This window comes from Sphingomonas kyeonggiensis (assembly GCF_014196745.1).
Lineage (GTDB): Bacteria > Pseudomonadota > Alphaproteobacteria > Sphingomonadales > Sphingomonadaceae > Sphingomonas > Sphingomonas kyeonggiensis.
Genome location: NZ_JACIEH010000003.1, coordinates 969692 through 984046 on the forward strand (window position 1 = coordinate 969692; position 14355 = coordinate 984046).

General features: G+C 66.0%; 13 protein-coding genes. 9 read left to right on the forward strand and 4 right to left on the reverse strand.

Annotated features, from left to right (window positions below; translation table 11 throughout):
* Positions 1-31 precede the first annotated feature (31 nt).
* The 9 genes from GGR46_RS19755 (at position 32) to GGR46_RS19795 (ending at position 8353) form a co-directional block, all read left to right on the forward strand.
* Positions 32-1288 carry an alkaline phosphatase family protein gene (locus tag GGR46_RS19755; protein ID WP_183999708.1) on the forward strand — a complete coding sequence of 419 codons (1257 nt, stop codon included), beginning with the start codon at positions 32-34 and terminating at the stop codon, positions 1286-1288.
* Positions 1289-1813: 525 nt separating this feature from the next.
* Complete coding sequence (locus tag GGR46_RS19760) at positions 1814-3208, forward strand: pyridoxal phosphate-dependent decarboxylase family protein (protein ID WP_183999709.1); 1395 nt, start codon at positions 1814-1816, stop codon at positions 3206-3208.
* A complete protein-coding gene (locus GGR46_RS19765; protein ID WP_183999710.1) occupies positions 3205-4743 on the forward strand; it encodes a phenylacetate--CoA ligase family protein in 1539 nt (512 codons plus the stop codon). The genes GGR46_RS19760 and GGR46_RS19765 overlap by 4 nt, the downstream gene beginning before the upstream one ends.
* Positions 4744-4757: 14 nt before the next feature.
* Complete coding sequence (locus tag GGR46_RS19770) at positions 4758-5177, forward strand: hypothetical protein (protein WP_183999711.1); 420 nt, start codon at positions 4758-4760, stop codon at positions 5175-5177.
* 13 nt (positions 5178-5190) lie between these two features.
* Positions 5191-6021: a hypothetical protein gene (locus tag GGR46_RS19775; RefSeq protein WP_183999712.1), complete on the forward strand. Its 831-nt coding sequence runs from the start codon at positions 5191-5193 to the stop codon at positions 6019-6021.
* A gap of 1 nt (position 6022) precedes the next feature.
* Positions 6023-6589, forward strand: coding sequence for a hypothetical protein (locus tag GGR46_RS19780; protein ID WP_183999713.1), 567 nt, complete (start codon positions 6023-6025; stop codon positions 6587-6589).
* Positions 6586-7164, forward strand: a complete 579-nt coding sequence (locus tag GGR46_RS19785; RefSeq protein ID WP_183999714.1) for a hypothetical protein — start codon at positions 6586-6588, stop codon at positions 7162-7164. The genes GGR46_RS19780 and GGR46_RS19785 overlap by 4 nt, the downstream gene beginning before the upstream one ends.
* Positions 7161-7742: a cysteine hydrolase family protein gene (locus GGR46_RS19790; protein ID WP_183999715.1), complete on the forward strand. Its 582-nt coding sequence runs from the start codon at positions 7161-7163 to the stop codon at positions 7740-7742. Before GGR46_RS19785 ends, GGR46_RS19790 begins: the two co-directional genes overlap by 4 nt.
* 95 nt (positions 7743-7837) lie before the next feature.
* Entirely contained in the window at positions 7838-8353 is a 516-nt protein-coding gene (locus GGR46_RS19795) for a hemerythrin domain-containing protein (RefSeq protein WP_183999716.1), read from the forward strand.
* A gap of 745 nt (positions 8354-9098) precedes the next feature.
* On the opposite strand, the gene GGR46_RS19800 is transcribed toward GGR46_RS19795, so the two are convergent.
* From GGR46_RS19800 to GGR46_RS19815, 4 genes are read right to left on the reverse strand one after another with little or no spacing between them, the layout of a single operon-like run.
* Complete coding sequence (locus tag GGR46_RS19800) at positions 9099-10700, reverse strand: radical SAM protein (RefSeq protein ID WP_183999717.1); 1602 nt, start codon at positions 10698-10700, stop codon at positions 9099-9101.
* A gap of 40 nt (positions 10701-10740) precedes the next feature.
* Entirely contained in the window at positions 10741-12519 is a 1779-nt protein-coding gene (locus GGR46_RS19805; protein ID WP_183999718.1) for a class I SAM-dependent methyltransferase, read from the reverse strand.
* Positions 12516-13394 carry a hypothetical protein gene (locus GGR46_RS19810; RefSeq protein ID WP_183999719.1) on the reverse strand — a complete coding sequence of 293 codons (879 nt, stop codon included), beginning with the start codon at positions 13392-13394 and terminating at the stop codon, positions 12516-12518. Before GGR46_RS19810 ends, GGR46_RS19805 begins: the two co-directional genes overlap by 4 nt.
* Complete coding sequence (locus tag GGR46_RS19815) at positions 13391-14311, reverse strand: MbnB/TglH/ChrH family RiPP precursor modification enzyme (RefSeq protein WP_183999720.1); 921 nt, start codon at positions 14309-14311, stop codon at positions 13391-13393. The genes GGR46_RS19810 and GGR46_RS19815 overlap by 4 nt, the downstream gene beginning before the upstream one ends.
* Between the last annotated feature and the right edge of the window lie 44 nt (positions 14312-14355).

Consider the following 14355-nt stretch of genomic DNA (forward strand, 5'->3'; position numbering starts at 1 on the left):
GCATTCCCTCGTCTGAAACCCGGAGCCGGGCATGAAATCGCCGTTCTTCCTCCTGTTGCCGGCGCTTCTTGCCCTGCCCATTCCGGCGGGTGCCCAGCGCGCATCCGGTCCCGGCGCGCGCCAGCCGGTGCTGATGATCTCGATCGACGGGCTGATGCCCGAAGCGGTGCTGCAGGCCGATGCGCACGGGCTGAAGATCCCGGTGCTGCGCGGCATCCTCGAGCGAGGCAGCTATGCGCAGGAAGTGGTCAATGTGAACCCGACGGTGACCAACCCGAACCATGTGACCCTTGTCACCGGCGTGCTGCCGCGCGAGCACGGCATCCACAACAATCGCCCTTTCGCACCGCTGGAACGCGCGCCCGCAACCTATCGCCTCTATTCCCAGATCGGGGCTTCGACCCTGTGGGGCGCGGCGAAACAGGCGGGGCTGACTACCGGCAGCATCTTCTGGCCGGTGACCGACAAGGCCGGCGACATCGATTTCAACATCACCAGGGGCGCGGACGAGGACGAGGCGGCGATCGCGCGCGACGCGGCGGCAATGATCGCGGAGCATCGACCCCAGTTCCTGACGGTCCACTTCGTCTCGCTCGATCATCGCGCGCATGAGGCTGGACCGTTCAGCGCGGAGGCCAATGCGGCGCTCGAGCGGATCGACGCGGCCATCGGCATGCTGATCGAGGCGGAGCGCAGGGCCCATCCGGGCGCCGTCGTCGCGATCGTGTCGGATCATGGCTTCGCGCCCGCATCCCGGCAGGTGCATCTGAACGTCGCCTTCGCCGATGCGGGCCTGCTCACGCTCGGCGGAGGCTCCGAGCCGGCCGTCGCGAGCTGGCGTGCTACGGCCTGGTATGTCGGTGCGATGGCGATGATCGTGGTCAGGGATCCGCGCGATCACGAGGCGGTCCAGCGCATCAGGGCGCTTCTCGACAAGCTGGCCGCGGATCCCGCGAACGGCATCGAAGGGATCCATGACCGTGCGGATATCGCTGGCCTGGGTTTGCCGCCGGTCGATTTCGTCGTCGGCTTCAAGCCTGGCTACCGTATGGGCACGGCACTCACCGGACCGCTGCGCACGCCGTTCAAGGGCGGCGCGCACGGCGCTTTCTCGACACGGACGCTGCGTCCGGACATGCATTCGGCCTTCCTGATTTCCGGTCCGGGCGTTGCCGAGGGCAGGAACCTCGGCACGATCGACATCCGCCAGATCGCGCCCACGCTCGCGCTGAAGCTCGGCGTGGTGCTTCCGGCTGCGAAGATGCCGCCGCTGAATCTGAAGAACTAGAGCCGACCGACTGGCTCGATCACCGGATCGCGGCGAACGCTCGTCCCGCTGCCCGGGGGCGTCAATATTGCCCGCGCGAGGCGACTTGGCGTGCATTGAACGTCTATCATGAAACCGCAACATCGATCGCCAATAAGCGAGTAAATATTAGTTCGATTCTCGCGCATATTTCACAAAATTACGGTCAATCTGGATGTAAATTCGGCGTTATGCGCGCATGAATCCAGCTTGACCAAATAAAGATTAGAACTATTCATGGCGTCGAACCAAAATACATTGCTCCAGCATGGATACTTCTGTGCGTTGCTATAACGGGCTGCGATTCTTCTAGTTGTATTATGGGAGGGCGCGTGTATGCATGGAGCAGTATCTTCGGTACGCGAGCTGGCGCCAGATCATAGTCCGATATTTTCTGAAATTGCTTCGCGTGATTTCGATCTGGAAGCACTGTTCGACGCAGATGGCTTCACGCGCCATGCTGAGCTGGCCGTCGACCGTCTGGCACGGCATCTCGCCGATACTTCGATGCGCGGCCTTGCCCTTGCCGACCCCGCGCTGATCCTCGCCTCCGCCGTCAAGCTCACGCGCGGAGGAACCCCCGACGATCCCGAGGCGCATGCGCGCAAGCTCGGCCAGATCATCGACCTTTATGCCCGTACCGGCATCCAGGTCTATTCGCCCGGCTATATGGGGCGGCAGTTCTCGGGGCCGCTGCCGGTCTCGGCGGTGATCGAACTGGTCAGCGCGGTGCTCACCCAGCCGGCGTCCTTCTACGAAGCCGGGCAACTGCCCAATGTCGCCGAGCGCATCATGGGCGAGGAGCTCAATCGCTTCCTCGGCTTCCCGGCCGATCGCTTCGCCATGGTCACGACCTCGGGCGGCTCGCTCGCCAATCTCACTGCGATGCTCGCCGCGCGCAACCGGCGCTATCCGGATGCCTGGCGCGATGGGCTGGCGGGTCTCGCATCGCGCCCCGCGATCGCGGTCGGCGAGGATGTGCACTACAGCGTGACGCGTGCCGCCGGCATCCTCGGCATCGGGGACGGGCAGCTGGTCCGCCTGCCGCTCGACGCCGAGCGGCGCATCGATCCGGAGCGGGCGCGGGAGGCGCTCGACGCGGCGGCGGCGCGCGGGCTCGACGTCTTCTGCATGGTCGCCAGCGCGGGCTCGACTTCGACCGGGGCGATCGATCCGTTCGACGCACTGGCCGACATCGCCGCCGAGCGCGGCCTGTGGCTGCACGTCGATGGCGCGCATGCAGCGAGCCTGCTCGTGTCCGATCGGCTGCGGCCGCGGCTGCGCGGGATCGAGCGCGTCGATTCGCTCGCCTGGGATGCGCACAAGACGATGTTCGTGCCGGCGGTGTGCACGATGCTGTTCTACCGCGACGCAGCCGCCGCGGTCGGCGCCTTCCAGCAGGAAGCGAGCTATGTGTTCGAGAAGACCGCCGACATCTACACGGCGTTCGACGCGGCCGACAAGAATTTCGAGTGCACCAAGCGGCCGATGATCATGTCGCTATGGGTGCCCTGGGCGCTCTATGGCCGCGCGCCGTTCGCCGAGAAGCTCGAGCAGCTCTGCGACATGACCGAGACCGCGCGGACGATCCTGGCGCGGGCACCGGACTTCGTGCCGTTGCATCGCCCGCAGAGCAATATCCTGTGCTTCCGATACCTGCCCGAACAGATGCTCGACGATGCGGCGCTGGGGCGGCTGCAGGGCGAGATCCGCACGCGGGTGCGCGCCCGTGGCCGCTTCTTCATCTCCAAGGTCGATCTCGACGGCCAGGCGGCGCTGCGTGTCGTGTTCATGAACCACCGCATCACCGCCGATCATTTCCACCAGTTGCTCGATGAGATCCGCGAGGTCGCGGGTGCGATCATGGTCGAGCGCGCCGAAACCGAGAAAGCCCCGGCATGACCGTCTCCCTAGCCCCGCGCGCGGAAGCCGATGCTGCCGCTTTCGCCGCGCTGATCCCCGATGCCGAGTTCACGCCGGGCACCGCCGACGCGGTGACGCGACTGCCCTCGTTTCTGAGCAAGATCCGCGAAGCCGAAGCGCTTTCGGGCAAGCCCTTCGCCGAGACCGACGCCGCGCTGCAGGATGCGCTGGTGCTGCGGCGCCTGGGGCAGATGGTCGAGACGCTGCGGCTCAATCCGCGTTGGGCGGAGCGCATCGCCGGCGCGGGGATCAAGGGGCCGCTGGAGAGCTTCGAGCAGTGGCAGGCGATCCCGATCGCCGACAAGCAGGTGATGCGCGACTATTTCATGGGCAGCCGCGAAGGGCTGGTCGTGCCGCTGTCGCAGGGCGGTTTCGAGATCGTGGCGAGCGGCGGCACCAGCAGCGGCGAGCCGGTCGAAGTGGTCTATTCGCTGCGCGAGCTCCACGACACCTATCGGCTGGCGGGCGAGTTCATGGGCCGCTACCAGCTCGCGCCGTTCCTCGACGGACCCGAGGCGCAGTGGATGATCACCACGCTCGCCGACTATCAGATGTGGTCGAGCGGTACGATGGTCGGCGGCGTGTTCCAGCATATCCCGCGTACCAACTATATCGGCGCCGGGCCGGTTACGAAGGACGTGTTCCAGCACATGATGCGCTATGAGGGGCTCAAGGCCTTCATGGGCATCACCGCAAGCGTCGCGTTGCTGCCCGAAATGGGCGAGGGTCTCGACGACGCCGCGCGGCGCTCGTTGCGGGTGGCGATGTATGGCAGCGGCGTGCTCAACCCGCGGGTGCGCAGCGAACTCAAGGCGCGTTATCCCGACGTGGCGGTGCTGAGCTATTTCGCCGCGACCCAGGCCGAGACGATCGGGCTCCAGCTCGATCCCGACACGCCGTGGCTGGCCACCGTGCCCGGTCTCCACCTGGTCGAGATCGTCGATGCCGACGGGCGATGGGTGGCGGAAGGCGAGGAAGGCGAGCTGGTCGTCACGCGGCTCCACGCGCATGAGGCGCCGTTCCCGCGGCTGAGCATCGGTGATCGCGTGATCCGCCGGCCGGGCATGGCGGGCCCGGGCCTCACCACCCAGGTCTTCGAATTCGCCGGGCGCAGCAACGACGTCATCCATCTCGGCGACACGCAATTCTCCGCGACGCGCGTGCTGCCCGGACTGGTGCAGGCGCTGCGGCCGATGGGGATCGATCTCGATCGCGCGCACGAGCTGCAGTTCGTCAACGACCGGCCGACGCGCACCTTGCGGCTGCTGGCCTCGGTCGACGCGCCCGAGCCGCTCGGGAAGCGTGTCGACTTCCTCGGCTATCCGGCGCTGCTCCACGCGTTCAGCCAGGCGATGTCCGGATCGCTGTCGCTGTTCAATCAGGGCGAGGCCAATTTCGCCTATATCGCCAAGAGCGGCTACCGCTTCGAGCTGCGTTTCGTCGCGCGCGACGGGGCCGAGATCGAACGTACCAGCGTGGGCAAGACCCCGCTGCTGCGCGACGTGCACGGTTGAGGGGGAGCGCGGAGATGCAACCGATCAATATCGTGGTCTTGGTCGACTCGATCGCGGCGCTGTCCAAGGGCACGCTCAGCGACAATGTCCATCTGACCGACGATCATTCGCTGAGCCAGGGCAAGGGCACGGCGATGCTCAGGACCGTCTGCTGCCCGGGGCAATGGCTGCGCTGGAAGGTCCTTGCGGTCGACGTGCAGAGTCCGGCGGTGATCGCCGGCATCGACTTCCTGCCCTGGGACGATGTGCCCGAGGCGAGCGGCGTCGATCCCGATATCGACCGCTATGTCATGCCCCGCTGGCGTGCCTGGACCGGGCTGGTTCCGTGCGACACGCCGCCGGGCCGCTATCGCTACCGGCTCGCGTTGCAGATGGGCAGCGGCGGGCAATCGGTGATCTTCATCAACAGTCCGTCGATCGACGTGCTGGGCTGAGCGGGAGGGAAGCATGGGGCAGCAACTCGGCATCGTCGTGCTGATCGACATTCCCGCCGCGGTCGAGAGCAACTCGCTCGCGGGCAATATCTGGCTGGTCGACAATGGCGGCTGGGATGGCTCGACGGGTGAAGGCTCGCCCGATCTGGTTTGTGCGATCGATGTGACGGATGCGCAGCTCGATCCTGGCAATGCGGTGCTCAACTGGATCCCGATCGGCATCGGCACCATTCCGATCAACATCCCGCAGACCTTCTTCCTGTACGACGACGACCGGCGGGCGCTGGCCCAGCGGCCGCTGCCGGCGCTGCACCAGGGCATCTTCCCGGTGCGCATCCGCAATCTCGTCGGCGATGAAGTCAACATCAAGCACCCCGGGCATCTGCTCAAGGAAGCGCCGCGCGCCGATCCGCAGATGCTGCTGTCGGCGCAGGGCTTTGTCGATCCGGGTACCGCGCGGTTCAAGCGCACCGGCGAGAGCCGCGTCGCGCAGCCGGGCGACCAGGATCTGGTCTATTATCCCGATCCGGCGATCCTGCGCATCCATGGCGAGGCGCTCGACGCGGGCGTGATCTACCCGGCGCAATATGGCTCGCCCGAGATGTTCTCGCGCGGCCTCTACTGGAGTGCCTCGGTCAATCCCAACCTGCTGGGGCTCTATCGCTACACGATCGAGATCGCGCTCTATTATTCGCGGCGCGACGCCGACGGCAGGGTTGTCGATGACTGGGTCATCCTCTCGCACGACGCCTGGATCAAGATCTCGACCGGCGCGCCGCGGAACGGATTTCCTGCCGTGACGCTCGATCTCGTCTCGAACGACGCCGGCGCACAGGGAGCATAGCATGGCACGCGCAGCCCGATCGGCCGAAACCGCCGCCAAGCCGGCACCCAAACCCATGCCGGCACCCAAACCCGGCTCGGTAAGGCAGGCGACCAACGTGATGGCGTTGGTCGATGTCGTCGGGGCGCTCGGTTCGGGCACCTTGGCCAGGAGCCTGTTCCTCTTCGACAACAATCGCGGCGCCGGATCGACCGGCCACGGCACCGGCAGCCTGTCCACGGTCGCGCAGCAGGACGATGTGGTGGTGTGGACCACCATGGCGCTCGAATGCGAGGCCTTCGCACGGCTCCAGCTCGTCGAGATCGACAGCGCCTATGCCGAATATGTCGCGCTCGACGCGGGCGCGTTCAGCGAGACGCCCGAAGTCTATTGGCTCGCCACGATCCTCAAGCCGCTGCCGGTGGACGGCGTGCCCTATCGCCTGTCCTATCGGCTCGGCAGTGCGGACGTACCCTATCGCGCGGTAGTCGAATCACGCCTGGTTCCCCCGCCGGTCGCGGTCGCGCCGCCGATACCCGCCCAGCCCGACGAGCCGGCGCTCGATCCGAGCCAGGAGGACGCAAAGTGACGCCGCACATGTTCATCCAGCCCCGGATCAAGCCGCGCGAGATCACGCGCAACACGGTACAGGTCAATGTCGTCGTCGTGGTCGATGTGGCGCAGGTGCTTGCCACCGGCAGCCTCGATGGCGCGCTGATGATGGTCGACAACAGCGTCACCATCGCCGGCGATCCCAGCCCCGGGCGCGGCACCGCCAATCTGGCGACGCAGTGCACCTACGGCACCGTGGTCAACTGGATACTCCAGACGGTCGCGCCCTATGGCACGCCGCTGCCGATCGAGTTCGTCGACATCCGCTTCGAGGAGCAGGTCTGCCTGAAGCTGGGGCGCTATGGCGATATCGCCTGGGACAAGTCGCCGGATGCGATCCCGGGGATCACGCCCAGCTACAACTACTGGGCCGGGCTGGTGATGCCGGATCTGCCGCCCAGGCTCTATCCCTATACGATCGAACTGAAGATCGGCGATCTGCACGTTTCGGTGTCGACGCCGTCGCTCGACGTTTGGACGGTTCCCGCTCCCTCGGCGCCCAGGGGCCTGCAAGCCGATGCGAGCGGCATCATCACGGGAGAAATCGGATGACCAAGGCATTGCTGCTGATCGACGTGCAGAAGGAGTATTTCTCCGAAGGCAAGCTCGCCCTGCCGGGGATGGAAGCCGCCCTCGAGCCGATCGAGGCGCTGATCGCGCATTTCCGCGCCGGCTACCTGCCGGTCCTGTTCGTCCAGCACGTCGCGCTCGATGCCGATCCCGAGGCGCCGTTCGCGGCCTTTGCGACCGGCACGGAGCTGCACGACAGGCTCCAGCCCGAGCTGCACGACGCGGTGATCGCCAAATCCTCCCCGAATGCCTTCGTCCAGAGCTGGCTGCAGGCCAGGCTGCAGGGGCAGGGCGTCACCGAACTGGTGATCGCGGGTGCGATGACCCAGACCTGCATCGATTCGACTGCGCGCGGCGCGCTCGACTTCGGTTATCCGGTGACGATCGCGAGCGATGCCTGCGTGGCCGGCGCGCTCGAATGGGAAGGCAAGGCGATCTCGGCGGCGCAGGTGCAGAAGACCTTCCTCGCCGCGCTCGCCGCGCTGATGGCGGTCAAGCCGGTTGCGGAGATCATCGCGCCCCCCGAAGCCCTGGCGGCCGAGGATGGGCCTGCGGCCTGACTTCCGGTCGCCTTGCCTGCGCGCGAGCCGCTCGACGCGGGAACTCGGGTAAATCCCCACGGTTGATCCCGTCGAACCGACAGGGAGAAATTCCGATGGCCGACCAGGAGTTTACCGACGCGATTGCGCTTCTCAAGGCGGATCACCGCAAGGTTGAGGCGCTCTTCGAGAAATATGAAGGGACCGGCGGTGCCGCGGCGAAGAAGAAGCTCGCGCACCGGATCTGCGTCGAGCTCAAGATCCACACGATGCTCGAGGAGGAGATCTTCTACCCCGCCTATCGCGGCAAGATCGAGGACGACATGCTCGACGAAGCTTATGTCGAGCATGACGGCGCCAAGGTGCTGATCAACGATATCGAGGCGGGCAGCCCCGAGGACGATTTCTACGACGCCAAGGTCAAGGTGCTCTCCGAGGAGACCACCCATCACGTCAAGGAAGAGGAGATGCGCGGGGAGGGCATGTTCGCCCAATGCCGCAAGGTGGAAGATGTCGACCTGGTCGCGCTGCGTGACGCGATGCTGGCCCGCAAGAAGGAGCTGGTGGCGCAGGAGGAAAGCCAGGGCTTGCCCCCGGCGGAACCACATGCGGTGAAGCTCCAGCCGGCCTGATGCCCGGCGTCCGGACCGGGTCTCCAACGTCGGCGATCGCTGGCTGTGTTGGACCACGGAAAGTATGAGCCAAACGACCACGCGAAACCGCCAATCCCAAATTAATGACCCTCGCGAGCTTGGGCTGCTTCGTTTGTTTCCCCACGAAACTTGGGCCGTTCGTTGGTGGCCTTGGTTCTGATATCTCCGGAGTAGGTCAGTCGGATTGGGTTTGTTGCCGTTCGCATCTGAGGCAGCTTTGCGCCCCAATCGCAGTCATTGAAGGCGTGAGCGATCACTCCCAAAAGCGGCTATACGTTAAGTGGCATCATCAGCGATGAGCCCGGCTCATTGCTACGCGAAGACGGCACCCGATTGTTGTCCGGCGCAGTTCGGCCTCCTCCTGGGGTGCAGTTCTGGCGATGTCGCTGTGCGTCTTCGTTCTGATCGCCTCCGAGTTCATGCCGGTCCGCCTTCTTTCGCCGATCGCGCGTGCGGGCTTTTGTCGAGAAGTGCCGACCAAACTTCGAGGGTTGCTGAGAGCGAGCGCAAAAATGGTCAGGTCTCGATCGCTCCCATCGTGTGCGTCGGCCCTTTTTGTCTGCAGTTGGGGCGCAAGCAGTCTGGCGGCTTTTAGATCGGTCCCCTCAGTCCCGTATGTCCCAGGTTGGGTGGGAAGCGGACTGGCGACTAGCCGCATCAGATTCGGGCACCCTAGTGGAGTTTGGGCAACGCGGCATAGGCACATGCTGTTCGGGGTGGCCGGTCAGGGGAGTGACAGGGCCTCGAGCGCGGGCTTGTCGCTGCGCTTGGCGGGATCGAACCCGCCCGACGGCGACGGCACGGCGCCGCTTCCATGTTGTTCAATCGGGCGCCGGGCCGGGCGAGGGCCGCGCCCGATTCGGGGTTTGCCCGCCGCCAAGGCAAAGCGCACAGCAGGGCTGAAGAAGTGGGCGAGCGTCTCGTCCTCGAACAACCGCCCGAGTTCGGACAGGCGGAGACCCTCGCGTCCGTCGCCCTGCACCCGCCGCTCGATCAATCCCAGATCGGCGAGCTCATCGGCCATGACCTGGTAGCGGGCTGCGATTTCCGGATGCCGCAGCCGGGCGCCGACGAGCGCCTCGTCCTCGATCCTTCCCTGGCGCAGGCCGGTCGCATAGGACATGGCCAGCAACTCCTCACCGTCGATGCGCCGCCCCGAGGCGATCGGCAGTTCGCCTGCCTCGACTCGCTCCACATAGCCGCGCACGTCCGGATCGTTTCGAAATGCGTAGCCGAACATATTGGCGGCACCCGGGCGGGCGGCGACGTGGGAATAGGATGATGCGCCGACCCCGAGCATGTTGACCGAGAGCGAGGTCCGGATTCCCTTGAACCGATCGACGTGCATGCTGCGGTGCGCGAACCGATTTCCGTCATTGCGCATATAGCCCAGGCGCTCGACTCCCTGCCAGATCAGCATCCGGCCGAGCAGGGTCTCGAATTCGCCTTCGAATTGGGTGTGCCGGGTCTTGGAGTGATACCATTCCCCCTGCGGTCGGTCGGCGAAGCGGCCATGATACCAGGTGATGTGCGCGGGCTCGAGCTCGGCCAGCACCTGCAGGTTCGCCCAGCTTTCCTGCGGCGAGCCATGATACAGGCCCTGGATGAGGTCGAGATTCCAGTTGTCGAAGATGTCCGCTGCGATCGTCGCGGCGTGGATCGCGGTGTCGCGCCTGTAGCCGCGCGCGCCGTACCGCAGCACTTCGTCGTCGAAGGACTGCACGCCGAAGCTGAGCCGCGTGACGCCGCCTTCCCGAAGGGCCCGCAGCTTGTCGCGACCGTCGGCGGCGGTGAGCGTGAGGGGGCTGGCCTCGACGCAGATCTCCACATCCTCGCGCACGGCGAAGAGGCCGCGAACCGTTTCGAGCAGGCCGAGCAACTCGCCGGCCTCGAGCACGAGCGGCGTGCCGCCGCCGATATAGATCGACGAGATCCTGCTGCCTGGAGCCTGCGCGGCCCACCACGCCAGTTCACGCCCGAGCGCGCCGAGATATCGCGTCACCAATGCCGTCCGGGAATCGTCCGCCTTGTGGCGGCCGCTGAATTGCTCGACCGAATAATGGCAGAAGGTGCACCGGGTCTCGCAAAAGGGAATGTGGATGTACAGGCTCGTATCGCCGCCGAGCTCGACTGCATCGAGCACGCGCGCTGCGGTCACCGGCTGATAGGAATCGATCGGCGGATAGATCGCCACCGAGTGCGATCCTCCGAGCACCGTCCGGCTGATTGCGATGCCGCCCTCGTGCAGCTTTGGCAGAAGGTCGGGCAGGCCGAGCCCCTGGAGCGCCGCCAGCGCCTGATCGAAAGCCATTTGCTGGTCGTTCATCGGTCCACCTCGAAGACAGGAGCGGCTGGGGAACGGCGCGCTAGCCGGGCTTGCGCGCGATGACAGTCATGAAGATGTCGGCGTTGGGACCCGAGTGAACTTCACTTTCATATTCAAAATCAAATGGATCTATGACACTTCTCACATATTGCTTGCGCCACTGGGTGGCCCGCTCGCCGACCAGGGTGGGTGTCATCTGGCCCCAGATCCGCTCGTTCAGGATTTCGAGTCCGGATCGCGCGAAGGCATCGCGGATCCAGTCGTAGATCTGCTCATATTGCACCCAGGGGCCGCCCAGCCGCTGCAGCGGAAGCCGGATCAGGCGGTGCGTCACCGCGACCCGACCGCCCGGCCGCACCACTCGCGCCATCTCGGCGAGCATCGGCGGGCCGAGGCCAAGCTCCCAGATGCCGCCGGTCCATTCGTTTACCGCGGCATCCATCGAATTGTCGGCGAGCGGCAGCCGTTGGGCGAGCCCGACCCTGAAGTTTAGATTGGCGAAGCCGCGCTGCGTCGCAAAGTCGCGTGCTCGCGCGCTCAGTAGGCGGACCATCTCGATCGAGACGATCTGGCCATCGGTGCCGACACGCGGTGCGAGCCGCCGCGCGACTCGGCCGAGCCCCCCGCAGACATCGACCAGCCGGCTCCCCGGCTCGAGACCGAGCAGGGCCGGGTTGGCAGGCAGCAGATCGTCTTCGAGGCGGACGAGCTTGTCCTCGGCTTCGGGGATCTGGCTCCACAGATTGTCGCCTTCGAGCGCCTTGAGCATGGGGAGTCTGCGCCGAAGATAGTGGCGGCGAAAGGCGAGCATCGGGCCTGGCAACGCGAAGCGTGTCGGGTCGGGGCGTTCTACGCCCAGGATCGCGTCGTCGCCGGGCAACGTCTCGACAAGGACGTCGCCGAAGCGTTCCTCAAGTGCATCGACGGCATCCAGAATTTCGGTGAACATGGTCTCGCCGCTGCCTGCTTCCGGCTCGATCCGCAGTCGCAGCCCGGTCAGGGATGTTTGCGTTGCCCATCGCAGCGCCGCCGCGCGTGCGCCTTCGTCCAGGATCGCGCGGCCCGGCGCCACCACGGCATGGACCGCAACGCCAGCGCGGATGAGCTCCTCGATACCCGGGATCGGCACGGGGGGGTGTGGCCAGGCGACGTCCTCGACAATGACCGAGGCGCCCAGGACGCCCAGCGCCGCGCGGGTCTCGCCGCTGGTGTGCGGATCCGGGGTGCGGAGGCTGAGGTCGTAGAGGCGGATTTCGCCGGCCTGGCGGCGGGCAGCGAGCGCGATCAGCGTCGATCCATGGTCCTGGAGGCGTGCGCAGCGCAGGCGCAGATCGAGCCCGGTGGGGTTGTAAACCAGCGACGCGAGTGCCTCGGCGGTGTCCGGTGCGTCGAGATCGATCGTGATCGGCGCACGTTGCTGCACGGCCAGGCGTGTTTCGACGTCATGCCGCAACGTCCTTATCTCGGCGGCTCCGGGTGGCGCGCTCACCAGATAGGCGAATCCCGTCTCGACCAGCGCGCCGATGATCGCGTCGACCAGATGTCGTTCGGCGTAGCTGCGGTACAACGTCTCGATTGCAACGGGTTCGGCGATCAACTCGTCGAACAACTCGACCAGGCCTTCGCCCGGCGGGATGGCCAGGCCGGTTTCGAAATGGCCATGGGCGAGCAGATGATAGCCGCCGACCTCGCCCGGCAGGCGTTCGACTGCGGGATCGACGATGACATGGAGTGCGCCCGGATCTGACGCGACCTCGCCTTCGCCGGGGGAGTCGGCAACTAGGCTGACGGGATCGACGGTGGTTTCGAGCTGGGTCATGCCTGCGCATCCGCCAGGCCGGGAGCAAGCGACTGCACCACTTGCTCCGTCGCGATGGGCAGCATCAGACCCGAGCCGGCGAACGACTCCAGGATCGCCGCGACGCGCTCGGTGTCGAGCGAAAGCGATCGGGCAAGCTGCTCGATCGTCGCGGGCCGGGCACAGCCTGCGACCACCGCCGCTGCGCATTCGGAGAGCTGGACATAGTGTCGTGGCAGCTCGGCCGCCGGGAAATAGACGAGCCAGTGACTGGAGGTCGCCGCGACAGGCTCGTCCGGGTCGAAACTCTCCGGGTTTTCGATCCACGCCGCAAGGTCGTGCGCGGTCTCCACCAGGGTCGCGGCGCCCGCCAGCGACCAATGCGTTGCCGGGCGGCCAAGGGCAGCGGAGCCTGGTGCCGCCGCCGGCCAGATAGGGGGAGGGGCTTCGCCCAGCCGTCTGGCGAGCGCCACCGTCGCTAGATCGATCGCGAAGACGTCCTGCCAGGGCGCGGCCGCGAAATCCGGCCGGGTCGCGAGATGGGCGATGAATGCGCCCGCCGCCTTCCAGAAATTGGGGCCGTAATCGACATAGCCGACCGACTGCGCAAATTCGTCCGCGACCCTGTCGAGGTCGAGATCGGTCATGAACAGCAGGTGGCGCGACAGCGGAACCAGGGCGAGCGCGCCCAGTGCGTTGCGCGCCAGCCCACGTCGATACATGCCGATATTGGTCGCGCTCTGGTCAGGCGTCCGCGCATAGTCGGCGATGATCGCCAGAGTTTCGCGATCCTGCCCGTCCGGGCGGGGATGGGCGGGGTCGAGGACGTGCGCGACGAGCTGGTCGTCGCGCAGGATGCGGCGCCAGGTGTCCCACACGTGCCGCGCATCGGTCACGCCGCCTCGCTCCAGGTCGTCCGGCGGCTATGTGCGCCATAAGCGCAATCCCATGCGGCGCGCGCGCGATGCAGATCCGCCAGGATCACCTCGGTCGTCCGCTGCGTGTCGAGCGTCTCGGCACCGCACACCAGCGCCTGGGCTTCATATTCGAGGATCACCGCGCCAGGGGTCGAACGTGCCAGCACGACATCGAGCAGGTCCCAGACCGGATCGGGCACCTGGGTGTCGTGAAGGTCGTGATACTGCCCATCGATCCAGCGCCCGCCTGCCATGTGGATCGTGATCACGCGATCGAGCGGGATCGTGTCGAGGAACCGCTCGATCGAATAGCCGGAGGCCTCGTGATTGAGCGCGTTGGCGTAGAGATTGTGGAGGTCGAGATGGAGATAGGTGCCCGACAGCTCGACCAGATAGGCGAGGAACTCTTCCTCCCGCAGGTCGCTGCCCGGACAGACGCGGTAATAGGCGGCGTTCTCATGGCCCAGGGGAACGCCGTAGCGTTCCTGCAGGGCCTTGGCGCGCTCCGCGACGCGTTCGGCTTCGGCCGTGGAGAATTGGAGCGGGCTGCTCCAGACATCGGACCAGGACGCATCGCTGTAGAAGCAGTGATTGGTGACCCAGGGCACGCCGAAGCGGCGCGCCAGCGGGACGTGGCGCCGGACCGCGGCGGTGCTTTCGAGATCGTCGAACCCGAAATCGCCACCATAGTTGGAGTGTCCCGATAGCGGCACATGTGGCGCCACCATATCGAGCAGGCGGGTTCCCGAAGCGGATATCAGTCCGGGGCCATCGAGCGGCGTCATGACCGAATCGAACAGTATCTCGATCACGTCGAGTTCCTGTTCGACGAATGGAAACCACCCGATCAGTTCGGGATTATATTGCAGGCCAACGCCCAGCCGTGGAACGGTCATCGCTATCCCCCGAGGTTCGAACGAGCCCGTTCCAAGGCCGGGCG